This is a genomic window from Microbacterium sulfonylureivorans, assembly GCF_003999995.1.
Lineage (GTDB): Bacteria > Actinomycetota > Actinomycetes > Actinomycetales > Microbacteriaceae > Microbacterium > Microbacterium sulfonylureivorans.
Genome location: NZ_RJAD01000004.1, coordinates 86158 through 109547, shown reverse-complemented (window position 1 = coordinate 109547; position 23390 = coordinate 86158). Strand labels below are relative to the sequence as shown.

General features: G+C 71.5%; 23 protein-coding genes. 12 read left to right on the top strand and 11 right to left on the bottom strand.

All coding sequences use genetic code 11. From position 1 onward, the window contains the following. Positions 1-37: 37 nt before the first annotated feature. Both EER34_RS16365 and EER34_RS16360 read right to left on the bottom strand, forming a co-directional pair. Complete coding sequence (locus tag EER34_RS16365; RefSeq protein ID WP_127476658.1) at positions 38-511, bottom strand: hypothetical protein; 474 nt, start codon at positions 509-511, stop codon at positions 38-40. A 15-nt stretch (positions 512-526) separates the two neighbouring features. Next, positions 527-808 carry a hypothetical protein gene (locus tag EER34_RS16360; protein ID WP_127476656.1) on the bottom strand — a complete coding sequence of 94 codons (282 nt, stop codon included), beginning with the start codon at positions 806-808 and terminating at the stop codon, positions 527-529. A gap of 136 nt (positions 809-944) precedes the next feature. On the opposite strand from EER34_RS16360, the gene EER34_RS16355 reads away from it, so the two are divergent. Then, positions 945-2537, top strand: coding sequence for a molybdopterin-dependent oxidoreductase (locus tag EER34_RS16355; RefSeq protein ID WP_240642457.1), 1593 nt, complete (start codon positions 945-947; stop codon positions 2535-2537). Between the two features lie 10 nt (positions 2538-2547). Here the strand turns inward: EER34_RS16355 and EER34_RS16350 are convergent, their stop codons facing one another. From EER34_RS16350 to EER34_RS16340, 3 genes are all read right to left on the bottom strand, one after another. After that, on the bottom strand, positions 2548-3627 hold the full coding sequence (locus tag EER34_RS16350) for a DNA polymerase IV (protein ID WP_205791780.1): 1080 nt from the start codon (positions 3625-3627) through the stop codon (positions 2548-2550). A gap of 80 nt (positions 3628-3707) precedes the next feature. Beyond that, on the bottom strand, positions 3708-4199 hold the full coding sequence (locus EER34_RS16345) for an FBP domain-containing protein (protein ID WP_127476655.1): 492 nt from the start codon (positions 4197-4199) through the stop codon (positions 3708-3710). A 256-nt stretch (positions 4200-4455) separates the two neighbouring features. Then, positions 4456-4659: a cold-shock protein gene (locus EER34_RS16340; RefSeq protein ID WP_127476984.1), complete on the bottom strand. Its 204-nt coding sequence runs from the start codon at positions 4657-4659 to the stop codon at positions 4456-4458. 593 nt (positions 4660-5252) lie between these two features. On the opposite strand from EER34_RS16340, the gene EER34_RS16335 reads away from it, so the two are divergent. Next, entirely contained in the window at positions 5253-5822 is a 570-nt protein-coding gene (locus EER34_RS16335) for a PadR family transcriptional regulator (protein WP_127476653.1), read from the top strand. Positions 5823-5858: 36 nt separating this feature from the next. Next, positions 5859-7532, top strand: a complete 1674-nt coding sequence (locus EER34_RS16330; protein WP_127476652.1) for an ABC1 kinase family protein — start codon at positions 5859-5861, stop codon at positions 7530-7532. A 36-nt stretch (positions 7533-7568) separates the two neighbouring features. On the opposite strand, the gene EER34_RS16325 is transcribed toward EER34_RS16330, so the two are convergent. Beyond that, positions 7569-8195 (bottom strand): LON peptidase substrate-binding domain-containing protein, encoded by a 627-nt coding sequence (locus EER34_RS16325; RefSeq protein ID WP_127476982.1) that lies wholly within the window; start codon positions 8193-8195, stop codon positions 7569-7571. A gap of 22 nt (positions 8196-8217) precedes the next feature. Next, entirely contained in the window at positions 8218-8793 is a 576-nt protein-coding gene (locus EER34_RS16320; RefSeq protein WP_127476981.1) for a DUF2510 domain-containing protein, read from the bottom strand. A gap of 146 nt (positions 8794-8939) precedes the next feature. Between EER34_RS16320 and EER34_RS16315 the strand changes: the two genes are divergently transcribed. Continuing rightward, positions 8940-9860, top strand: a complete 921-nt coding sequence (locus EER34_RS16315; RefSeq protein WP_127476650.1) for a multidrug DMT transporter permease — start codon at positions 8940-8942, stop codon at positions 9858-9860. A gap of 68 nt (positions 9861-9928) precedes the next feature. Here EER34_RS16315 and msrA read toward each other — a convergent pair whose 3' ends face one another. Further along, positions 9929-10483 carry a peptide-methionine (S)-S-oxide reductase MsrA gene (gene msrA / locus EER34_RS16310; RefSeq protein ID WP_127476648.1) on the bottom strand — a complete coding sequence of 185 codons (555 nt, stop codon included), beginning with the start codon at positions 10481-10483 and terminating at the stop codon, positions 9929-9931. A 166-nt stretch (positions 10484-10649) separates the two neighbouring features. Here msrA and EER34_RS16305 point away from each other — a divergent pair, with 166 nt between their 5' ends. Beyond that, positions 10650-11609 (top strand): NAD(P)-dependent alcohol dehydrogenase, encoded by a 960-nt coding sequence (locus EER34_RS16305; protein WP_127476646.1) that lies wholly within the window; start codon positions 10650-10652, stop codon positions 11607-11609. A 67-nt stretch (positions 11610-11676) separates the two neighbouring features. Here the strand turns inward: EER34_RS16305 and msrB are convergent, their stop codons facing one another. Together msrB and EER34_RS16295 are read right to left on the bottom strand one after the other, a co-directional pair. After that, positions 11677-12138 carry a peptide-methionine (R)-S-oxide reductase MsrB gene (gene msrB / locus EER34_RS16300; RefSeq protein WP_127476645.1) on the bottom strand — a complete coding sequence of 154 codons (462 nt, stop codon included), beginning with the start codon at positions 12136-12138 and terminating at the stop codon, positions 11677-11679. Positions 12139-12294: 156 nt separating this feature from the next. Continuing rightward, a complete protein-coding gene (locus tag EER34_RS16295) occupies positions 12295-13257 on the bottom strand; it encodes an aggregation-promoting factor C-terminal-like domain-containing protein (protein WP_205791760.1) in 963 nt (320 codons plus the stop codon). 387 nt (positions 13258-13644) lie between these two features. Between EER34_RS16295 and erm the strand changes: the two genes are divergently transcribed. From erm to EER34_RS16260, 6 genes are all read left to right on the top strand, one after another. Then, a complete protein-coding gene (erm, locus tag EER34_RS16290) occupies positions 13645-14421 on the top strand; it encodes a 23S ribosomal RNA methyltransferase Erm (RefSeq protein WP_127476643.1) in 777 nt (258 codons plus the stop codon). A gap of 65 nt (positions 14422-14486) precedes the next feature. Next, the gene (locus EER34_RS16285) at positions 14487-14990 is read left to right on the top strand and encodes a hypothetical protein (RefSeq protein WP_205791757.1); all 504 of its coding nucleotides are present in this window, start codon (positions 14487-14489) and stop codon (positions 14988-14990) included. A gap of 4 nt (positions 14991-14994) precedes the next feature. Next, entirely contained in the window at positions 14995-15729 is a 735-nt protein-coding gene (locus EER34_RS16280) for an NUDIX hydrolase (RefSeq protein WP_127476642.1), read from the top strand. A gap of 49 nt (positions 15730-15778) precedes the next feature. Then, positions 15779-16180, top strand: a complete 402-nt coding sequence (locus EER34_RS16275; protein WP_127476640.1) for a PPOX class F420-dependent oxidoreductase — start codon at positions 15779-15781, stop codon at positions 16178-16180. Between the two features lie 71 nt (positions 16181-16251). After that, a complete protein-coding gene (locus EER34_RS16270) occupies positions 16252-17547 on the top strand; it encodes an HNH endonuclease signature motif containing protein (protein ID WP_240642456.1) in 1296 nt (431 codons plus the stop codon). A gap of 630 nt (positions 17548-18177) precedes the next feature. Next, on the top strand, positions 18178-19290 hold the full coding sequence (locus EER34_RS16260; RefSeq protein WP_127476638.1) for a DNA glycosylase AlkZ-like family protein: 1113 nt from the start codon (positions 18178-18180) through the stop codon (positions 19288-19290). Between the two features lie 21 nt (positions 19291-19311). On the opposite strand, the gene EER34_RS16255 is transcribed toward EER34_RS16260, so the two are convergent. Continuing rightward, a complete protein-coding gene (locus EER34_RS16255; protein ID WP_127476636.1) occupies positions 19312-22107 on the bottom strand; it encodes a helix-turn-helix transcriptional regulator in 2796 nt (931 codons plus the stop codon). Positions 22108-22260: 153 nt separating this feature from the next. On the opposite strand from EER34_RS16255, the gene EER34_RS16250 reads away from it, so the two are divergent. Beyond that, complete coding sequence (locus EER34_RS16250) at positions 22261-23349, top strand: class I SAM-dependent methyltransferase (protein WP_127476635.1); 1089 nt, start codon at positions 22261-22263, stop codon at positions 23347-23349. Positions 23350-23390: the final 41 nt, after the last annotated feature.

Sequence of the window (23390 nt, the reverse complement as noted above, 5' to 3'; positions counted from 1 at the left end):
GACGCGTCGCGGGCGATCGCGACGATCTCCGGCCCGTCTATCGGTCGCTCGTCCTGCGGGCCTTCATGCCCAGCGGCACCCCGATCGCGATCACGACCACGAGCAGAAGGCGTGCGATCCACAGGCCCTCCTCCCACACGACCGTGTACGTGCCCGGGATGCCCAGCAGCGCGGAGATGATCTGGCCGGTCGCCATCCGTCCCGGGCGCAGGTCGTCGATGGCCAGGGCCGCCACCATGACGAAGGCACCCAGCGCGAGGATCCCGGGAGGGATGACGTATCGCTTCCATGACGGATGCCTGCCCCTCGCGAGGTCGACGACGATCCGCGCCATCAGCACGACGGGGAGCACGATGAAGAACCAGACCAATGCCCCGAGCAGGATCGCCGCGTACGTCACGACGAGAATCAGCGCGAGCGCGCCGACCGTGCCGCCGAACGTCTCCGCCTCGAAGTAGCCGCGATGCTGCGTGATGGCGGGGATGCTGCACAGCAGGATCGCGACCGGCATCGCGCCGAGGAACCACTATGCCCAGCCCGGGCGCAGACGCGTCGATCGCGTGACACGACGTCGGAGCACCTCGATCACGGCGGCGGACGCCAGCATCGGAACGCCGCCGACCGCGACCAGGACGGCCGCTCCTTCGTGCTCCTGCGGGTCCAGCGTGAGCAGGGGCACCGCGGCGAGGATCACCGCGATGATCGAGATCACGGCCACCGGTCCGGTGGCGCTCACCCATTCCAGCGGCACGGGGGCGCTGCGGGCGATTCGTTCGCGGTGACGGGCCGCGATGGACTTCGGAGACATCGGATCCATCTAACCCCGTACGCGGGGAGGAGCCGATCGGCGCTCAGCGGCCACCCGCCGGCCCACCCAATCCGGCGCGCGCTCGGCGCCGAACAGTCGGTGCGCGGCGAACGTCGCGCGGACGGGGGAGACGACCATGGCGATGCGAGGTCGCACCGTGAGGTTCTGGGGGCTGAGCGCGCTCGCCGGCATGGTGAGCGCCGGGGTGTTCCTGGCGGTCGCGGAGATCGTCGCGCTGGTGATCGCGCGCGAGAGCAGTCCGATCCTCGCCGTCGGCGGATTCGTCATCGACATCGTGCCGCAGCCGCTCAAGGAGCTCGCGATCTCGACGTTCGGCGAATACGACAAGATCGCGCTCCTCGTGGGTCTCGGGCTGGCTGTGGTGATCGCGTCCGTCATCACCGGGGTGCTCCAGTTCGTGCGCCCTCCGCTCGGGGTGGTCGCGCTCGGGATCGCCGGGGCGCTGTCGATCGCGGCGATCGTCACGCGTCCGGGCGCCACCGCGTTCGCCTGGCTTCCGCCGCTCGCGGGCACGATCGCGGGCTCGGTGATCCTCGTGCTGTCGGTCGCGCGGCTCCGGCGCTGGGCGTCGGTCTCGGCCCTCGGCCCGACCGGGGCGGGCACGGTGCCTGAGAACCCGGCCGATCGCCCGCGTCCGGGCGTGGATCGCCGCGGCTTCTTCCAGATCGTGACGATCGCCGGGGCATCCGCTCTGATCGTGGGCGTCGGCGCCCGCATGGCCAACGTCGCCACGTCGTCGATCGACGCGGTCCGCAGAGCGCTCCGGCTGCCCGCGCCGCGGACGACCGTGACCGTTCCCGAGGGTGCCGAGCTCGACATCCCCGGAATCACACCGCTCTACACGCCGAACGCGGACTTCTATCGCGTCGACACCGCGCTCACGGTCCCGTCGGTCGATCCGGGAAGCTGGCGGCTCATCGTCGACGGGTTGGTCGACGATCCGGTCGAGCTGACCTTCGACGACCTCGTCGGGATGGGGCTCGACGAGTACTCGATCACTCTGACGTGCGTCTCGAACGAGGTCGGCGGAAACCTCCTCGGCACCGCGAAGTGGCTCGGCGTGCCGGTGCGCGACGTCCTCGCCCTCGCGGGCCCGCGGCCGGGAGCCGACATGGTGCTCTCGCGCAGCGTCGACGGGTTCACGGCCAGCACACCCCTCGACGTGCTGACCGACGACGGTCGCGACGCGATCCTCGCGGTCGCCATGAACGGCGAGCCGCTGCCCCTCGAACACGGGTTCCCGGTGCGGATGGTCGTGCCCGGACTGTACGGCTACGTCTCGGCGACCAAGTGGATCACCGAGCTCACGGTCACGACGTTCGCGGCGGACGAGGCGTACTGGACTCCGCGCGGCTACAGTCCCGAGGCTCCGATCAAGTTCTCCTCTCGCCTCGACACCCCTCGCACCGGCGGGCCCGTCGCTGCGGGCACGATCCCGCTCGCGGGCGTGGCCTGGGCGCAGACGGTCGGGATCGAGCGTGTGGAGGTCAAGGTCGACGACGGCGACTGGCAGCGCGCGACCCTCTCCGCCCCGGTGAACGACGACACGTGGGTGCAGTGGTTCCTCGAGTGGGATGCCACCCCCGGCAACCACAACGTCGTCGTGCGCGCGGTCGACAAGAACGGCGACCTGCAGATCGAGGAGCGGGCGCCCATCGCCCCGAACGGCTCCTCCGGCTGGCAGCGCACCCTGGTCCGCGTGACCTGACGAGTTCGCGTCACCACCCGCTGCGCGTCGGCGTGTGACCTTTCCGCGCCTCGTCGGGCATCTGCATCTCGGCACGCACGCCGAGCAGACGCAGCGGCCGGCCGGGCTCGATCCGCTCCACCAGCGTGAGGATCTCGTCGACCACGACATCGCGGTCGAACGTCACGGGGATCTTGTGCACGAAGGTCTTGGTGAGGAACGGGGCGTAGCGCACCTTCAGCCCGACGCCGACGACGGGGCGTCCCTCCGCGACGACGTCTTCGAGCACCTGTGCAGCGAGGTCGCGCGCCGCCTGCTCGATGTCGGCGCGTGCGACGATGTTCTGCTGGAACGTCGTCTCCCGGCCGTGCCCCCGTGCGACCCACGGCGTGTCGTCGACGGTCGCGGAGCCGTCGCCGCGTCCCAGCTGCCGGTACCACGGTCCCATCTTCGGACCGAACTCGGAGGCGAGGACGGCTTCGTCGGCGCGCGCCAGCTCGTTCACGGTCGTGATGCCGTGGGCGGCGAGCCGCTGCGAGATCTTGCTGCCGACACCCCACAGCTCCTTCGTGGGCCGGTCGCCCATGACCTCCAGCCAATTGTCGGCGGTGAGCCGGAAAGTCCCGCGTGGCTTGCCGAAGTCGGTCGCGTTCTTGGCGCGCACGAGCGTGTCGCCGATGCCGACGCTGCAGTGCAGCCGTGTGCGCTCGAGCACCGCCCGCTGGATGCCGTGGGCGTACGCCTCCGGATCACCGGTGATGACGCCGACGAATGCCTCGTCCCAGCCCAGCACCTGGACGACGGCGTCGGGCTGGGCCCGAAGCGTCGCCATGACCTCGTCCGACGCCGCGGTGTACGCCGGCGCGTCGACCGGCAGGATGATCGCGTCGGGAGCCTTGCGCGCCGCGATGCGCAGAGGCATCCCGGAGCCGACGCCGAAGGCGCGCGCCTCGTACGAGGCGGTCGACACGACGGCCCGCTCCGTGGAGTCGCCGCGCCCTCCGACGATCACCGGCTTGCCGGCGAGCTCGGGGCGTCGCAGCACCTCGACGGCGGCGATGAACTGGTCGAGGTCGACGTGCAGCACCCAGGGGCGGGCCGGCTCGGTCATGGGTCCAGTGTGGCGCGACTCGCCGACGACGGCCAGGAAGATGCGGATGCCGCGACCGGGGCCGCGGCATCCGCTCGGCGTCAGCCCTCGCCGCGCACGTCGCGCACGAAGCTCTCGACGTGCTCGCGCAGGGTCTCGATGCGCCGGTCTCGTGCGGCCTCGCGATCGAATCCGAGGTACGCCGAGGGAGGGAGCCTTCGCACGTTCTGCGGGCATTCGAAGTCCTCGCAGATGAGGGTGCCCACGGTGTCGCCGCGGCGGCCGGCGTCGCCCGCGCGCCTCGTCGTGTAGAGCACGACCTCGTTGGGAAGGGTGATGTCGGAGCACCACGAGCACTGCGGCCGGGTGCGCGGTCGGGTGCCGGCCTGGCGCATCAGGAGTCCGACGGGCTCTCCGTCGAGCTCGACCACGAGGCAGCCGACGTTCGGGAGCTTGGGGTCGCGCCAGCCGAGGAAGTCGAGGCGGTCCCAGTCGAGGTCGTCGAAACCGGGCGGGAGGGTGAGATTCTTGCGTTCGCTGCGGGACGCGTTGACGAACGATGCCCGGATCAGGGCGTCGGTGAGGGGGCGCATGTGCGTGCTTTCTGTGCGGTCGCGGCGAAGCGCGCGACGATCGTGTGCGGGAGAGGTGCCCCGGACAGGGTGGATGCTCGGAGCGCAGTGCGCGCTCGAACGAGCGGTGCGATGGCGAGCCTCAGGCTCGCTCGCCCGTCGACGCGGTGCGCGTCGACGACCTCCTCACGCCCGAAGGCGCCACACGATTGTTCACAGAGGTGAGTCTACGGACGGGTGGCCGGCCGGGACGCATGCGTCCCGGCCGGCTCAAGCGTCAGAGCGGCCGGATGTTGGCGGCCTGCATGCCCTTCGGGCCGCGCTCCGCGTCGAATTCGACCTTCTGGTCTTCGCGGAGCTCCTTGTAGCCTTCGCCGGTGATCGCGCTGAAGTGCGCGAACAGGTCGGCGCCGCCGTCATCGGGAGCGATGAAGCCGAAGCCCTTCTCGGAGTTGAACCATTTCACGGTGCCAGTGGCCATCGTGTCTTTCCTTCTACTTTTCGGGCCGCGTGAAGCGACCGGGGTGCCGCGCCGACGTGTGCGGAGCGGACGGATGGGGCGGGCGGGGCCCGCGGGGGAGACCGCCGTGCGGGTGACGGACGCCGCGACCGCCGCGTGAGCGGAGTCGCGGGTGCCGTGCACGCCGAGGCTCTCGCCCTGAGCGCTGTGGGCTTCGAAGCCCAGCGGAGTGACGCCGACGAAGCCGGCGTACTCGCCGGCGGATGTCGCGACGAACACGTCGTCGTCGGCTTGGCGCCAGTCGATCGAGGGTCGAGCTGAAGAAGTGGGGGTAATGAAGGTCAAGAGGTCTTTCAGAGGAGGTAGCGCGGCGGTGGAGTCGCTCGTGCGCGAGAGTCTAGGGGGCGGGTCGGACGTCTTGGTGACTGTCCTGGCGTCAAGTGTCTGCTGCTCCACAGTGAGGCAGAGTGGGAAACGACGCAAGACCCGAGTGGGCACTCCACAGTAGCACGGCGATCGGGCCTGAACCTGCGAGGGGGTGCCGAAGGGCGCTGAACGATATATCGTTGAGTATCGCCGAGCCCACGGAGCGACCCGGCGCCGAGGAGGTCATCATGAGCGGATCGAACATGGGGGACTGGTTCGGGACGGGGTCCCGCGGTCCTGGACAAGGGCGGCCGGGCGCCGGCCTGTGGGAGGCGATGGATCAGCTGCGCGGCATGTTCGAGCAGAAGGTCGGGCCGACGCGCATGGGTCGGGGTGACGTGCGCGCGGCGGTCCTGGCGCTTCTCGCCGAGAAGCCGATGCACGGCTACCAGATCATCCAGGAGATCGACGAGCGCAGTGGCGGATCGTGGAAGCCGAGCCCCGGCTCGGTGTACCCGACGCTCCAGCTGCTCACCGATGAAGGCCTGGTCAGCGCCGAAGAATCGAATGGTCGGAAGACGTACTCGCTGACCGACGAAGGGCGGCAGGAGGCCGAGGCGACCGGCGACCGATCGGCGCCGTGGGAGACGCCGGGGTCGAAGGAGGGCGCCAGGGCCGCGCTGCCGAAGGCCGGCATCGATCTCGCGCAGGCCGTCGCGCAGGTGGGTCGCACGGGCTCGGCGGATCAGGTGAGCCAGGCCGTCGACGTGCTCGACGAGGCTCGTCGCAAGCTCTACTCGATCCTCGCGCAGGACTGAGTGGATGCCGCCGCCGATCGCCGACGAGGAAGCTCGATGACGGACGCCGGTGCCTCTCGCGCCCGCTATCGCCGAATCCTGCGATTCGCCGCCCGATACATGGTGCAGGCGTGGTGGTACGAGCTCTTCCTGCCCCGGATCGGGCTCGCACGGCTCGCCGCGCGCGGCCGGGCGGCACGGCTCCAGAACATCGCGCGCCGGTTCCACACCCTCGCCGTGTCGCTGGGCGGCCTCATGATCAAGGTCGGCCAGTTCATGTCGTCGCGCCTCGATGTGCTCCCGCCCGAGATCACGAAAGAGCTCGAGGGGCTGCAGGACGAGGTGCCCGCCGTCGATTTCGCCGCGATCCGCGCACTCGCCGAAGCGGAGCTCGGCGTGCCGCTCTCGCGCGCCTACGACGCCGTCGATCCGGTCCCCGTGGCGGCGGCATCCCTCGGTCAGGCGCACCGGGCGCGGCTGTCGGCGGCAGACGCGGCGGAGACGGGGTTCGTCGACGTTGTCGTCAAGGTGCAGCGACCCGGGATCGATGAGATCGTCGACGTCGACCTCGCGGCGCTGCGCAAGGTCGCGGGCTGGCTCAGCCGCGTGCGGGTGGTGCGCGACCACGTCGACCTGCCGGGCCTGATCGAGGAGTTCGCGGTCACGAGCCGCGAGGAGATCGACTACCTGCACGAGGCGCGCAACGCCGAGCGGTTCGCCGAGGACTTCGCGGGCGATCCGCGGGTGAGCGTGCCGGAGATCGCATGGGAGCGCACGACGCGACGCGTGCTCACCCTGGCCGACGTGACGGCGATCAAGATCAACGACGTCGACGGACTGCGCGCCGCCGGCATCGACCCGTCGGAGGTCGCGGCCGAGTTCGCCACGGTCATGTTCGACCAGCTGTTCCTGAACGGCTATTTCCATGCCGACCCGCATCCCGGCAACATCTTCGTCACCCCGACTCCCGGCGCCGAGCGCCCATGGCGGTTCACGTTCATCGACTTCGGCATGATGGGCGAGGTTCCCGACCGGCTGCGTCGCGACCTGCAGCAGCTCGTGATCGCGGTCGCGTCGCGCAACGGGAAGCAGCTGGTCGACAGCATCCGCGATGTCGGCGTGCTGTTGCCGTCGGCCGACACCGCGGAGCTCGAGCGGGCGATGACGGCGCTGTTCGCGCGGTTCGGCGGCATGGGGTTCGCCGAGCTGCAGAAGGTCGACCCGCGCGAGTTCCAGGACTTCGCGACCGAGTTCGGCGACGTCGTGCGCGCGATGCCGTTCCAGCTGCCCGAGAACTTCCTGCTCATCGTGCGGGCGATCTCGCTGACATCGGGGATGTGCAGTGGGCTGGACCCCGAATTCAACATCTGGGATGCCGTCGAGCCGTACGCGGCAGGACTGCTCCGCGGCGAGCGGGGCAACGTCGTGCAGGCGTTCGGGCGCGAGGCGCTGTCGGTCGCGGCGATCGTCGCGCGCCTGCCCCGGCGCATCGACGACCTCGCGACGCGCATGGAGAACGGTCAGCTGGCCGTCGAGAATCCGAAGCTGGATCAGCGGATGCGTCGGCTCGAGCGGGTCGGGCGGCGGGTCGTGTCGGCGGTGCTCTTCGCCGGGCTGTTCATCGGCGGGCTGCTCGTGCGGCCGGACGAGCCCGCGTTCGGCTGGGTGCTGATCGGCGTGTCCGCGGTGCCGCTGCTGCACGCCGTGTTCGCCGGAGTGGGGCGGCGCTAGCCGAGCGGATGCCTCGGCACCGGTGCGCGGCGACGCTCACCCCTCGTCGGGGTCGATCGGCGGCGCCGTGAGGAGCGGCTCGATCGCGAGGGTGAGGTCGATGGTCTCGCGCAGCAGTCCGCCGGTCGTCGTCGACCGCAGGAGCGCCTGCCGGTCGAAGTCTCCGAGCGGGGCGATGGCGGCCAGCTGCCACGCCGACTCGATCGGGTCGTCGGAGAGCTCGACGTTCGCGTCCCAGCGTGTATCGCCGTACTCGGCGGCGCGTGCGAGCACGCGCCGGACGGTCCGCTCCGTCTCCGTGCGGAGCGGAGTGAGGGCGTCGTCCCAGATCAGCGGCGGCAGCTGCGTGAGGTCGGCCAGCGGGTGCGGGTCGTCCTCGAGCCAGCGGTCCACCGTGACCCGCTCCCCACCGACCGCGAGGAGCTGCAGGTCGTCCTCACCGACCTGCACCTGGACGACGCGCGCCATGGTGCCGACACCGCTGCGCTGATCCCCTCCGCCGGCTTCGTGGCCGCGCTCGATCAGCACGACACCGAAGCGGGGATCGTCCTCGTCGAGCAGCCTGCCGAGCATCGTGAGATAGCGCGGCTCGAAGATCCGCAGCACGAGCGGGGTGTGCGGGAACAGCACCGACCCGAGCGGGAACATCGGAACGGCCTCCATGGCCCCAGTCAACCACCGGACGCTACGGCCGGTAGCGGTAGTGCTCCGAGACGTTGTTGATCCACGTGACGAACTGGCGGGCCGCGGCATCCTGTCCCGGCGGAACGGCCGCCAGCCACACCTGGCCGGCCACCTCGACGACGAGGTAGCCCGCGTTCGGGTCGACCGCGCGCTTGAGCAGTCTCGGCGTGATGGGACCCGAGGGGCCGTACAGCGCCCGCGCGGTCGCGGGGGCGGCGAGCCGCCCGCGCTTCAGCAGCTCGGCGCCGGTCGCCTGCGATGCCGCGGCACCCGCGACCGGCTGACTCGACGCGCCGAAGTGGATCCATCGCCCGTCCACGACGATCCCGGCGAGCGACTGCTCCTCGCCGCTGAACTTCGCGGCATCGGTCCAGCGGCCGCCGTCCCACCACCGCTGCCGTCCGCGCCCGTCGTCGTACCAGCCGGGAGCGGCGGGACTGCTCGCCGGCGGGGTCGCATCGACGTGCAGCTCGATCTCGCGCTCGTGGAGATCGATGTAGTGCTCGGTCCACCGTGCGCCGTCCCACCACCGCTGCTTGCCGGTGCCGTCGTCGTACCAGCCTGGTTCCGCCGCCATGGGTCGAGGGTAGTCCCGGGGATCACCGGGCGGGTGCGGTCGCGTCGATCTGCTCCGGGTGCGGGATCTGCGAGATGCCCGACACCCTCGATCTCCGGGACGTCGCCCCGCTAGCGTGGAGGTTCGTCGACCGAGGGGAACGGCAGATGTCCATCGACTCCTTCCCGATCCTCGGCATCGTGCTGGCGGTGCTCTCGGCGGCGCTGCTGACGGTCGGCAACTTCCTGCAGTCGAGGGGCGTCGGCGCCCGCACGGAGGCGGGTTCGGGATCGATCGGGGTCTCGCAGGGAATCGGACTGCTTCGCGAGCCGCAGTGGCTGGCGGGCTCGGCGCTGTTCGGCCTCGCGATCCTCGTGCAGCTCGGTGCGCTCGCGTTCGCCCCGCTGATCGTCGTCCAGCCGGTCGGAGTCATCGCCCTGGTCTTCGCGTCCCTGCTCACGGCCGTCGTGACGAAGACCCCGCCGAGCCGGCGCGAGGTCACCTCGATCGCGGTGTGCGTGGCGGCGCTCGCCGCATTCGTCGCGGTCGCGGCATCCGTCAGCGATCAGACCACGATCACCGACGCGCAGCTGATCGCGGTGCTGATCGTGCTTCTGGTCGTCCTCGCGATCACCTTCGCCGCGCTCATCGGACTCCGCGGGCATCGTGTGCCGCCGGTGATGTTCGTGGTGCTGGGCGGCCTCTACGCCGGGTTCGTCGCGACGCTCGGCAAGACGGTCATTCTGCGGATCCAGACCGCGATCATGGTCGACGACTACACGCTCGACGACCGCAACCTGCTCACGATCGCGTGCGCCGTCGGCATCGCTGTCGCCGGGGCGCTGTCGATCTACTTCGTGCAGACCGCGCACACGGTCGCGACACCGCAGGTCGTCGTGGCCGGGCTCACGGTCGTCGACCCGTTCGTCGCGGTCGTCCTCGGCATCACCGTGCTGAACGAGGCCGCGTCCGCTCCGCCGTGGAGCTTCCTCGCCTTCGCCGTCTTCGGCGCCGCTGCGATGTGGGGCGTCTGGTCGCTCGCGCGACAGACGACGGAGGACACGGTCAGCGAGCGCGCGTCGGCGTAGGCCGGCGTGGCCCGAAGACGACGGATGCCGCGACCCCGCGGGGCTGCGGCATCCGTCGTTCTCGCTCGCTACGCCGTGGCGTCGGCGCGCTTGGGCAGCACCCACCCCGCGCGCGGGAAGTGGCAGGTGTAGCCGTTGGGATAGGTGATCAGGTAGTCCTGGTGCTCGGGCTCGGCCTCCCAGAACGGACCGGCGGGCTCGATCGCGGTGACGGCCTTGGCCGGCCAGAGCCCTGAGGCGTCGACGTCGGCGATCGTGTCGCGCGCGACGGTCTCCTGCTCGGGGGAGAGCGGGAAGATCGCCGAGCGGTAGCTCGACCCGATGTCGTTGCCCTGGCGGTTCAGGGTCGACGGGTCGTGGATCTGGAAGAAGAACGCCAGGATGTCGCGGTACGACGTCTCGGTCGGGTCGAAGACGATCTCCACGGCCTCGGCGTGACCGGGGTGGTTGCGGTAGGTCGCGTGGTCGTTCTGACCGCCCGTGTAGCCGACGCGTGTGTTGAGGACGCCGGGCTGGCGGCGGATGAGGTCCTCCATGCCCCAGAAGCATCCGCCGGCGAGAACGGCCGTCTCGGTGCCGGGGGTCTGGGTGATCTGGCCCTTGTCGAAAGGTCCGCTGGTCATGTCAGGTCTCCTTCATGGAGTGGTTCGTGGCCCGGGATCCAGTTTCTCAGGTATCCGGTGACGCGGCGCGGTGCCCGTCACAGAAGAGAACGGATGCCGCGGTCGATTTGGTCCCGGCAACCTGAGAGCGCGCCGTGAGTTCAGTCCCGCACCCTAGAGTGAGCGCGTGCGCGCGATTGTCTACGAGCGGTACGGCGGTCCCGAGGTGCTCGAGCTGCGCGACGTCCCGATACCGAGCCCCGGGCGCGGGCAGGTGCTGATCGAGGTCGTCGCCACGTCGATCAACCTGTCGGATTGGGAGGGTCTGCACGGAAGTCCCGGGTACGCCCGCATCGGCGGGCTGTTCCGTCCGGCCCGGCAGATCCTCGGGTCGGATGTCGCGGGCCGCGTCGTCTCACTCGGAGAGGGCGTGACCCGGTTCGCCGTCGGCGACGAGGTCTTCGGCGACAACCTCGCACTCATGGGTGGCTTCGCCGAGTACGTCGTCGCGCCGGAGTCGGCGCTCGCGCCCAAGCCCTCCGCGTTGACCTTCGCCGAGGCATCCACGATCCCGCAGGCGGGAGCCATCGCGTCGCAGGCGGTCGCGCTCGCCGAACCCGGATCGAGGATGCTCGTCAACGGAGCCGGCGGTGGCTCGGGCTCGTTCATGGTGCAGCTCGCGAAGTCGAAGGGCGTCCATGTGACTGCTGTCGACAACGCCGGCAAGCTCGACTTCCTGCGCTCGCTCGGCGCGGACGAAGTCATCGACTACCGTCGCGTCGACTTCACGCGGACGGGGCCGTACGACCTCATCGTCGATCTCGTCGCGCATCGGTCGGTGTTCGCGTACCGCCGCGCGCTGGCCGCGCGCGGTCGCTGCGTCATCGTCGGCGGAACGAGCCGGACCGTTCTGCGCATGGTCACGGTCGGACCGCTCCTGGGGATGCTCACCGGAGCACACCTCGGCCTGCTGATCGTGCGGGAAGGGCCGGCGGCGTTCACCCCGGTCGCCGAGCAGTGCGTCGGCGGCGGAGTCACGGTGCACATCGACCGGGTCTTCGGACTCGACGAGGTGCCGGAGGCACTCGCCTGGCACGGAGAAGGCCGGGCGCTCGGCAAGGTCGTCGTCGCGGTGGGCGAGGTCTGATCCCCGCCGTGCGGTCCCGTCACGAAGGCGACGAGACCGCACGGGCGGGCCGAGCGGATGCCGCCCCCTACGCGGACGTGCCCTCGGCGTCGAACAGCTGCCGGTACTCGCCGTAGCCCTGCTCGTCGAGCTGAGCGACGGGGATGAACCGCAGCGAGGCCGAGTTCATGCAGTAGCGCAGACCGCCGGCCTCGCGCGGACCGTCGTCGAAGACGTGACCCAGGTGGCTGTCCGCCCCGGCCGAGCGCACCTCGGTGCGGGTCATCCACAGCGCGCGATCGGTGATCGTGCGGACGGCGCCGGGATCGACCGGCTTCGTGAAGCTCGGCCAGCCGGTGCCGCTGTCGTACTTGTCGTTGGACGAGAAGAGCGGCTCGCCCGACACGATGTCGACGTACAGCCCGGGCTCGTGGTTGTTCCAGTGCTCGTTTCGGAACGGCGGCTCGGTCGCGTCGCGCTGCGTCACGCGGTACTGGAGGTCGGTGAGGCGGCTCAGCGCCTCGGGGGTGGAGCGGTAGTCGGTGGTCACGTCGTGTTCCTCCTCGGAAGCGCCGCTGGCTGCGGCGTCATCGAGGAGAACGTCGGGCCGGTCGCGTTTGGTCCCGGCAGGCTGGGAACGAGGTGTGAGTTCGAAGACGACGGATGCCGCCGCCCGATCTGGGCGGCGGCATCCGTCTTCGTCGGCTCAGTACCAGCCGACCGATTCCGAGTGCGACCAGGCGCCGCACGGCGAGCCGTAGCGGCCCGAGATGTAGCCGAGGCCCCACGCGACCTGCGTCGCCGCGTTGGTCTGCCAGTCGGCGCCCGCGCTGCCCATCTTGCTGCCGGGGAGCGCCTGGGGGATCCCGTAGGCGCCGCTTCCCGCGTTGTAGGCGCGGTAGTTCCAGCCCGACTCCTTGTTCCACAGCGAGACGAGGCAGCCGAACTGGTCGTCGCCCCAGCCGTAGTTGCCGAGCATGGCGCGGGCGGATGCCTGTGCGCCCGCCGGGCTGTTGTCGCCGCCCGAGCCTCCGGACGCGAACACGGGGGAGGGCGCGGACGTCGCGGCGGCGGCCTTCTCGGCGGCCGCGGCTGCCGCGGCGGCCGCGCGGCGCGCCTTCTCCTCGGCGATCCGCTTGGCCTCCGCGGCCTTGGCGGCGTCGAGACTGCCGCGAAGGCCGGCCACGCGCTCGTCGAGCGTGGCCACCAGCGCGGTCAGGTCGTCGGTGAAGCCCGGCACGAGGAGCGGCGAACCCGTCTCGGCGCCTGACAGTCGCGCGACGGCCTCTTCGAGGGCGGGGGTGTCGATGGCGGTGTCCACGCCGAGATCGAGACCCGCGGAGGCGATGTCGTCGGTGAGGGTCTCGGCGGCCGACAGGGTCGTCTCAGCGGCGGCGAGAGCCGCGTGGGCGGCCACGGTACGCGCATCCTCACGCTCGATCACGGGGGCCTCGGCGGGCGACGCGGGGGTGGTGAACGACGCGAGAGCGAAGGCCGGGGTGGAGCCGGATGCCTCGGCCAGCGTCACCGGAGTGGTCACGGTGAAACCGGCGGTGGCGATGATCCCGAAGGCGAGGCCGGCCGCGAGGATCGCGGGGCGCCGACGGGTGCGACGGGCGGTGAGGCGGAGGGTGCGGCGGGCAGGAGTAGAGGCAGTTTTCGAGCGCATGAACCGGTTTCGTATCGGGTAGCTGCGCCGCATCGACGGCGCCAGGTGTCGGCTGTTCGCGGACACAAATCCCCGAGTTTGTCCGCCTAATCTGGACAATTCCGGTGTGTTTCCTGGACGCCCAGTGAGTGCGCACCCCTCGTGGGTGGGTTTACGATGGCTCGCATGGGAACGATCTGCAGCGCGCCGATGACGGCGTGCGCCTTCTATATCCGCGACCGCAGCGCCTGACGGCGCCGTCGCGTTTCACCGCGTCAGCGCGCCGTCGACCGGGATGTCATCGCACCCCGGACGCGCGCACCCGCCCCCTCTCACGGTCCGTCGATCCGCCCTCGGACCAGCGCTGCGCGCATCGGGGTGCTCCTCCTTCCTCCCTGGAGCGCACCCATGCGAAACCGTTCCTCTCACGGCGGCCGGCACGAGCTCGGCCAGAACTTCCTCACCCACCGGCCGACGATCCACGGCATCGTCGACCTCGTCGCCGCGACCCGCGGCCCGATCCTCGAGATCGGCGCGGGCGACGGCGCGCTGACCGTGCCGCTCGCACGGCTCGGGCGCGATCTGGCGGCCATCGACATCGACGAGCGCCGGGTCCGGACGCTCCGGCGACGGCTGCCCTCGGCCCGGATCGAGCGGGCCGATGCACTGCGGCATCCGCTCGACCGCCCGGTGCTCGTCGGCAACGTCCCGTATCACCTGACCACTCCGATCCTGCGCCGGCTCCTCACGCGAAGTCAGTGGCGCGACGCGATCCTCCTCACCCAGTGGGAGGTCGCCCGCAAGCGCGCAGGCGTCGGCGGAGGGACGATGATGACCGCTCAGGCGGCGCCCTGGTTCGAGTTCGGACTGCGCGGGCGTGTGCCCGCCCGGCATTTCACTCCGATGCCCAGCGTCGACGGAGGCATCCTCACGATCACGCGGCGCGGAGCGCCGCTCGTCGATCCCCGCGACCGGCGCACCTACGACCGGTTCGTCGGGGCCATGTTCACCGGGCGAGGGAACGGGCTCGCGGCGATCCTCCAGCAGAGCTCCGGGCTCAGCCGGTCGCGTGCGCGCGGCATCCTCCGCGAACTCGGAATCGACGATCACCGGCTGCCGCGCGACCTGCGACCCGAGCAGTGGGCGGGCCTGTGGCGAGCCGTGGCCGGGACGGGCGGCGCGTGACCCTTCTCATTCATCCGCGGCTCGGAGTAGGTTCACCGCATGGCCCACCGCGACGACGTGCGCTCGTGACGACACGCACCTTCGACGTCCGGGCGACTGTCGCGGCTTCGCCCGAGGCGGCGATCGACTTCCTCCTCCGACTCGACCGCCATCGCGGGCTCCACGCCTACGTGCAGCGGGCGGAGGTGGTCGCGGAGGGCGCCCACGCCGACGGGCACTGGTGGGAGTGGAAGGTCGCGGAGCGGCCGCGGGTCGGGCCGTTCGCGTACACGCTGCGGTTCCGCGCACGCATGGTCCGCACCTCGGCGGTGTCGATGACCGGCCGGGTGCGCCCGGCACCGCTGTGCGCGCTCGACACGACCGCGGTCGCCGCTCCGGTGGACGGCGGCGCACTGGTTACCGAGACCGTGACCGTCACGGCCCCGCGCCTGCTCGCGGGGTACATGGAGCGGCAGGCGCGCATCGCCCACGAGCGGATGTTCCGGCTGCTGCCGGGCGAGTTCGCATCGCGACCGGATGCCGCGACCCTCCCGACTGCGGCAGGGTGTCCGCCGGCGGGCGTAGCCTGAGCCAATGCCTGCCGATCGTTCCACGCCGAGCGCGCGGGCGCAGCTCGCAGCGATCGCCGAGGCCGTCGCGGCCGATCCCGAAGACCAGGCGTTCGAGGCCTTCGCCCGCAATCCGCTCTCTCCCGATGCGCGTCCGGCAGCGGTCCTGATCCTGTTCGGGGTGCTCGACTCCCTGCCGAGCGACCACGACGCCCATGCCCGCGCGGTGTCCCGAGATCTCGACGTGCTGCTCCTCGCGCGCGCGACGACGCTGAGGTCGCATCCCGGCCAGGTCGCGTTCCCCGGCGGACGTGTCGACCCCGGCGACGACGGCATCGTCGCCGCGGCGCTCCGCGAGGCCCGTGAAGAGACCGGCCTCGACCCCACGGGTGTCGAGGTGCTGGGCGCCCTCGTCGACATCCCGCTCGCGCAGCACCTCGTGACCCCGGTGCTGGGGTGGTGGCGGCATCCGTCACCGGTTCGCGTCGTCGACGAGGCCGAGTCGTCCGACGTGTTCCGCGCGCCGGTCGCCGACCTGCTCGACCCCGCCCACCGTGGCTCGACCGTGATCCGTCGAGGCGGGCAGGTCTGGAGCGGGCCGGGATTCCTCCTTCGGCATGCGACCGGCGAGCACCTCGTCTGGGGCTTCACTGCGATGCTGCTCGACGGCCTCTTCGACCGTCTCGGGTGGACCGAGCCGTGGGACGCCGGACGAGAGCTGCCGCTCGACCTGCTCCGGCTCGAGCTGTCCGGCGACTGAGGATGGCCTGACCGGAGCCGGGCCGTCGATCCCGCGGCAGACTGGAACCATGCCTCCTGTCGACGAGATCGTCCCCGCTCGGTACCGCCACCTGCTCGACCTCCCGCTCTACGGTCACCTCGGCACGATTCGTCCTGACGACACGGTGCAGGTCAACCCGATGTGGTTCGAGACCGATGGGCGCCACATCCGCTTCACGCACACGAACTACCGGCAGAAGTACCGCAACCTGCAGCACAACCCTTCGATGTCACTGTCGGTCATCGACCCCGACGACCCCTTCCGCTATCTCGAGGTCGCCGGCCGACTCGTCGAGGTCGTCCCCGACCCCGAGGGTGCGTTCTATGTGCGCCTGCAGAACCGATACGGCAACCAGAGCCCGACGCCGCCCCGAGACAAGGCCGACCGGGTGATCCTCGTTATGGAGATCGAGCGCGCCACCAAGCAGTAGCCGCCGGAGGGCTGCTTCGGAGGTGCGCTGCGCTCGCTGCGATGTCGTAGGTATGTTCTAAAGTCTGAAGCGTGAACTTCGACATCGACTCCTCGATGGGGGATGCCTCATGGGAGGGCGATCAGGCATGGCCCGTGTTCGAGGGCCCCGACGCCCTGGGGCTCATCGTCGAGGTCGACGACATGATGGCGGTGTTCGCGGCGCAGCGGTTCGTGCGCATCGATGCGCTGCGACGTGAAGCGCTCGCCGATGCCGCGCTGGCGGATCGCTCGGTGACAGAGGTCGTCGAGCGTTCGGTGCGACTCGAACTCGCCGCCGCGCTGAGGGTGACCGAGCACGCGGCAGGGATCCTGCTGGCACAGGCCGAGGCGCTCGTGCACCGGTATCCGACGGTGCTCGAGGCGCTTTCACACGCGCAGACGACCGAGCATCATGCCGAGTTGATCGTCGAAGCCGCCGACGGCATCGAGCCCGAGCTGCGCGACGCTCTCGTGGCGCGAGCCCTCGCCCTGGCCGAGTACGAGTCGATGGGGGTGTTCCGGCGGTCGCTGCGCAGGCTCGTCGAGTCGGCGCGGTCCGACACGCTCGCCGAGCGGCACGAGGCCGCACTCGCGGCGCGCCGCGTGGTGGTCGAGCCCGCCGACGACGGCATGGCGTGGCTCTCGGCGTTCCTCCCGGCGGTCGAGGCGCGCGCGATCCACGGTCGGCTCACGGCGATCGGCAAGGCTCTCGCCGCCGACGAGCATGAGGAGAGGTCGCTGGACCAGCTGCGCGCCGATGCCTTCGGCGACCTGCTCGTCGACGGCGAGACGGACGCTCTCCCAGCGCAGGCCCGAGGGATCCGTGCGACCGTAGCCGTGACGGTTCCCGCCCTCGCCCTGCTCGACGACTCGCCGACAGCACCAGGGGCGATCGTGGAAGGGTCAGGGCCGATCCCGATCGTCCGTGCCCGCGAACTGTGCGGTGGCGCGGACGGGTGGATGCGGATCCTCACCCACCCCGAGACCGGGATGGTCCTCTCCGTCGGACGCGAGCAGTATCGACCACCGCCCGCACTTCGACGGCTCGTGCGATGGCGGGCCGACAGGTGCATGGCGCCGGGGTGCGCCATCCCCGCCTCCAGGTGCGAGATCGATCACACGATCGCGTGGGAGCACGGCGGGCCGACGGCACTCGACAACCTCGCGCCACTCTGCAAGGGCCATCACACGGTCAAGCACCACGGAGGATGGAACGTTCGCCAGGTCGACGGCGGCGGGGGTGCGCTGGAGTGGACGTCGCCGGCGGGGCGCCGGTACATCGTCGAGCCTGAGCGGCGAGTGCCCGTGTTCCGAGCGAGTGGTGGTGACAGCGGCGCGCCGTTCTGACCGGCGGGCGCCTCGCGGACGGAAGTGGCGCCAGGCCGGAGGTGGGGGCGACGAATGACGGGGCGCCGGGCTGACCGGCGGGCGTGGGGCGTCGGGCTGACGGAAGGTGGCGCCGGGCTGACCGGCGGGCGTGGGGCGTCGGGCTGACGGAAGGTGGCGCCGGGCCGGACAGCGGCGCCGGGCTGACCGGCGGGCGTGGGGCGTCGGGCTGACGGAAGGTGGCGCCGGGCCGGACAGCGGCGCCGGGCCGGACAGCGGCGCCGGGCCGGACAGCGGTGCCGGGCTGACCGGCGGGTGGCGCCGGGCCGGACAGCGGCGCCGCGCTGACGGCGGGACTACCGCGACGGGTGGCCCGCACAAAGCCGAGGCTCGCTCGCCCGTGCCCTGTGCGCTGCGCCCTGTGCGCTGCGCCCTGTGCCCTGTGCCCTGTGCCCTGTGCGCTGCGCCCTGTGCCCTGTGCCCTGTGCGCTGTGCGCTGTGCGCTGTGCGCTGTGCGCTGTGCCCTGTGCGCTGTGCCCTGTGCCGCGCACCCTGCACGCCCCCGCGGGCCCGCCGGGCCCGGAGAACCATGCCCACCACGCACCGGGCCACAAGGACCGCGTCCGGCCATCCTCGGCTACTCTCGTGCTCGTGACGCCGACCCGCACGCTCACACGAGACGAGGCCCGGCGGATCATCGTGCGCGCGCAGCTGCTCGATGCCGACAGGCCAGGAGATGTAGTCGAGGTCGGTGAGCAGCTCGGCTACATCAAGATCGATCCGACGGCGACGATCGCGCCGTGCGAGCACACGGTGCTGTGGTCGCGCATCGGGTGGTCGTACGAGCCCGGCCAGCTGCAGAAGGCCGTCGAGCTCGACCGTCTCCTTTTCGAGTTCGAAGGCGCGTTCCGTCCCGTCAGCCTGCTTCCGCTGATGCTCCCCGTCATGCGCACGTGGCCGCGCCGCGAAAGCAGCCGGCAGTGGCTCGAGGCGAACGCGGCGTTCCGCGCGGACGTCCTCGCGCGCCTCGAGCGTGAGGGCCCCCTGCTGGCGAGCGACATCCCGGACACCGCGCAGGTGGATCGAGCGCCGGACGGCTGGTACGGCAAGAACCAGGTGCCGCACATGCTCGACTTCCTCGCCCGGCAGGGCGAGGTCGCGATCGTCGGTCGTGAGGGACGCCACCGCAGATGGGACATCGCGGAGCGCGTGTATCCCAGGGATCTTCCCGAGTACGACGAGCCCGAGGCCGAACGACTTCTCGACGAGCGGCGGCTCCAGGCCGCAGGCCTCGCGAAGCAGAAGTCGCCATGGACACGCAACGGCATGGCGGGCGAGCCCGTCCAGGTCGAGGGATCGAAGTGGCGGTTCCGTGCCGACCCCGCCGCGCTCGCCGCCCTCGACGAAGGCGACGCCGACGGTCGGGACGACCCTGGCGGCCGGGTCGCGTTCCTCAACCCGTACGACAGCGTGCTCTTCGATCGCCCCCGGCTGCAGGAGGTCTTCGAGTTCGAGTACGTCCTCGAGCAGTTCAAGCCGGCGGCGCAGCGCCGGTACGGCTACTTCGCGCATCCGATCCTCATGGGCGATCGATTCGTCGGGATGCTCGACGCCGAGGTCGACAGGAAGAACGACGTGCTGCGTGTCCACGCCGTCCACGAGTTCCTTCCGTTCGAACCCGAGGAGCACGACATCGTCCAGGCCGAGCTCGCCGAACTGGGGAACTGGCTCGGGATGCCGGTGACCGGCGCCCCCGAGCGCTGAGCGCCCCGGGCCGCAAGCCCGTCACGCCTCCGGTCCTTCCTTGGCGGAGTCTTCGGCCAGTACCACGGCGAGCTCTGCGCGGGTGGCGATGCCGAGCTTCGTGTAGACCTTGCGCAGGTGGTACTCGACCGTCTTCGGGCTGAGGAAGAGCGCCGCGGCGGCCTCGCGCGTCGTCCGTCCCTCAGTGAGCAGGAGGCTCACCTGCAGCTCCTGCGGGGTGAGCTGGTCCATCGCGCGTGCGCCGGGCTCGTGCACATGCTCGCCGGTCGCCGCGAGCTCGGTCGCCGCCTGTTCGCGCCAGACCACCGCACCCAGCTCGCCGAACGCGGCGAACGCACCGCGCAGCGGGACGCGGGCATCGACGCGGCGCCCCACGCGACGAAGGCGCGCCCCGAAGGCGAGCAGGGTGCGGGCCTCCTCGAAACGGTCGAGGGTCTGAGCATGCCACTCGAGCGCCGTCGCGAACGACGACTCGAAGCCGTCGTCGCCGGCGACCATTCCCCTCGCGCGATACGCCCGCGCAAGTGCCCACGGCTGGTTCTTTCTCTGGGCCCGATGCGGGAAGTCCTCGGCGACGCGCAGCGCATCGTCTCGCCGCCCGACGCGGAGCAGCGCGTCGGTCAGCTCGGGCGCGGGGTCGAGGTCGACGTCGTCGAGGCCCAGCCGGTCGAGGAGTGCGACGAGAGCCTCGAAGAGCGTCGTCGCGGACTCGGGGTGCCCGAGCGAGAGCTCCAGATCGCCCCTGGCGTGCGCGACCCAGACCTCGCCGACGTGGATGTCGCGCGCCGCGCAGAGCGCGCGGGCCTCCTCGCCATGCGCGCGGCAGGCGTCGGCGCGCCCTGCTCGGGCGTCGAGCCTGGCCAGTCCCGCGAGCGACATGGCCCGCTCGGTGTCCTGCCCGGTCTCCGAGGCGAGCCGGATCGCCTCGGAGTAGTTCGCCTCCGCCCTCGCCCACGTCGCGCCGGTCGTCGCCTGGTCGACCGCGACGTGGAAGAGCACGGCCGGGAGCGCCCCGACGCCGGCGGCACCGCGCACCTCGTCGACGAGGGCGCGGAGGCGCGCGCCGCTCGAGGCGTCCCGGAGGAACAGGGGCGCGAGCATCAGCCACGACAGCCGCCGCGGATCGCGGGCCAGCGCGGGATCGGCCTCGAGCAGCGGCACGGCGGCGCGGATCGCGTCGGCACCGCCGCGGCCCGCGAGCGTGCGTCCCATGCCGGACGCCATGAGGCCCAGTGCGCGTGCCGTCGGCGCGGTCACCCCCGGCAGCACCTCGTCGAGGCGGCGGGCGAGCACCAGCGCCGTGCGCGCATCGCCGAGGTAGAAGGTGGCGTGCACCGCGTCGGCGAGGGCGAGGGTCGTCTCATCGGCGGAGGTGCTGCGATCCGCCGTCAGCACGAGCAGCTCGAGCGCTTCCCGCAGTGAACCCGTGCGCGCGGCGATCGACGCGCGCAGCTCGACGTCCGGCCCGTCGCGCGTGTCCACCGCGTGCCCGGGCAGCGTCTCCTCCACGACCGCCTGCCGCGCGCGCTCGTCGAGCAGCGCGAGAGCGCGCGGACCGTTCCCGCCCGCCCAGGCGGCGTCGGCGGCCCGCAGCAGGCGGGCACCGCGTCCGGCGGCATCGGGGGTCAGTCGCGCGGAGCGCTCGAACGCGCCCGCGGCGGCGGCGTAGGCGGACCGGGCGACCGCGTGGTCGCCGGCATCCGCGAGCAGATCGGCGACGGCTGCATCGGGGTGCCATGTCGCCTCGGCCAGGTGCCAGGCGCGCCTGTCTACCTCGCCACGCGGCAGCGCCGCCGCTGCCGCGCGATGCGCGGCGTGGCGCTCGGACGCCGACGCGCCCGAGTAGACCGCTGCGCGGAGCAGCGGATGCCGGAACTCCACACGACCGCCGTGCACGCCGACCAGGCCGAGGTCCTCCGCCTCACCGAGCAGCGCGACGTCGACGCCCGTGTCGGCGCAGACGTCCGTGATGAGTCGCAGGTCGGCGCCGCAGACCGCCGCGATCAGGAGGACCGTGCGGCACGCGGCATCCACTCCGTCGAGTCGGCGGCCGAACGCATCGGCCACGGCGCGCGGGACGCGCAGCGGCAGCCCCGTGTCGATGCTCGCCGCGACGTCGAGATCGGCGGCGCGCAGTTCGAGCAGCGCGAGGGGGTTCCCCGCGGTCGCGCGGTGAAGCAGCGTCACCTGCTCCTCCGTGACGGGCTCGGCCGCCGCGCGGCCGGTGCCTGAGACGAGCTCGCGCGCCGATGCGAGGTCGAGACCGCCGACCCGCAGCGCCGGCAGCCCAGCCGTCATGTCGTCGCCCTCCGGCGAGCGGACGCCGAGCAGCACGACCACCGGATCCGCGGCGAGCCGCCGAGCGGCGAACACGAGCGCGTTCGCCGACGGCGCGTCCACCAGGTGGAGGTCGTCGACGACCACGGCGAGCGGCCCGTCCTCGGCATGGCGGCAGAGGAGGCTGAGCACGGCCGCGCCGATCGTGAACCGGTCGCGGCCGTCGGCGGGCCCGGATGCGCCGGGCAGCGCGAGAGCGGCCGCCAGGGCATCCGCCTGCAACGGAGGGATGCCGTCGAGCGAGCCGAGCGCCGGACGCACCAGCTGAAGCAGTGTCGCGAAGGGGATCTCCCGCTCGGACTCGAGCCCGGTCGCGCGGAGAACGCGCATCCCGCTCAGCCGTGACACGGCGTCGTCGAGCAGTGCCGTCTTGCCGACGCCCGCCTCGCCGCACACCGCCAGCACGCCGCTCGTGCCCAGGCGCGCGGAGGCCGTGATCCGGTCGATCACCTGCTGCTCGGCCTGCCGCCCCACCAGCATGGCCCGAGTCTAGGGCGGGTCGCTCCGCGATCACACGAGCAGGGGGAGGACCAGGGGGGTTCCCGGATGCGGCGTCCGTCCGCCTCTTCGTACGGTCGAGGCATCCGCTGACCGCAGCTGTCCCGAGACAGCGCAGGAGAGAAGGAGACTCGGATGTCCACCATCACCGAACCCGCCGCGATCGACACCGACAAGCTGATGAGCTTCGTGTTCCGGGCCGTCGACGAGGTCGGAGCGACCCTCAACGCCGCGCTCGTCGTCATGGGCGACAAGCTCGGCTACTACCGTGACCTGGCAGCGCACGGGCCGACGACGCCCGCGCAGCTCGCCGAGCGCACGCAGACCGCCGAGCCCTACGCACGCGAGTGGCTCAACGCCCAGGCCGCCGGCGGCTATGTCACCTACGACCCGCAGACGAAGCGGTACACGCTCCCCGCCGAGCACGCCCTCGCGATGACCGATCCCGACAGTGCTGCGTTCCTGCCCGGGTTCTTCCAGATCGCGCTCGGCACCGTGCACGACACCGGCCACATCATCGAGGCCGCGCGCAGCGGCGCCGGCTATGGCTGGCACCAGCACGACACCGACGTGCACGTCGGCTGCGAGCGGTTCTTCCGCCCGAGCTACCACGCGAACCTCGTCGACTCGTGGATCCCCGCACTCGACGGCGTGAAGGAGAAGCTCGAGGCCGGCGCGCTCGTCGCCGACGTCGGCTGCGGGCACGGAGCATCGACGATCCTGCTCGCCCAGGCGTTCCCGAACTCGACCTTCGTGGGGTCGGACTATCACGCCGAGTCGATCGAGACCGCCCGAGCGCGCGCCGTCGAGGCGGGGGTCGAGAACGTGAGGTTCGAGGTCGCGTCCGCTCAGGAGTTCGGCGGCGCGCCCGACGGCTCCGGGTACGACCTGGTCGCGATGTTCGACTGCCTGCACGACATGGGCGACCCCGTGGGGGCGGCACGCCACGTCCGTGAGGTCATCGCCGACGACGGCACGTGGATGATCGTCGAGCCGATGGCCGGAGACCGCGTCGAGGACAACCTCAACCCGGTCGGACGCGCCTACTACGGCTTCTCCACCCTGCTGTGCACGCCGTCGTCGCTCTCGCAGGACGTCGGTCTCGCGCTCGGCACGCAGGCGGGCCCGGCCCGCATCCGGGATGTGACCGCCGCGGGCGGGTTCACGCGGTTCCGCAGCGTCGCCGAGACACCGTTCAACCGCGTGATCGAGGCCCGTCCCTGACGCCGAGGGGGCTGACGCGGCGGCGACACCGGAGCACACTG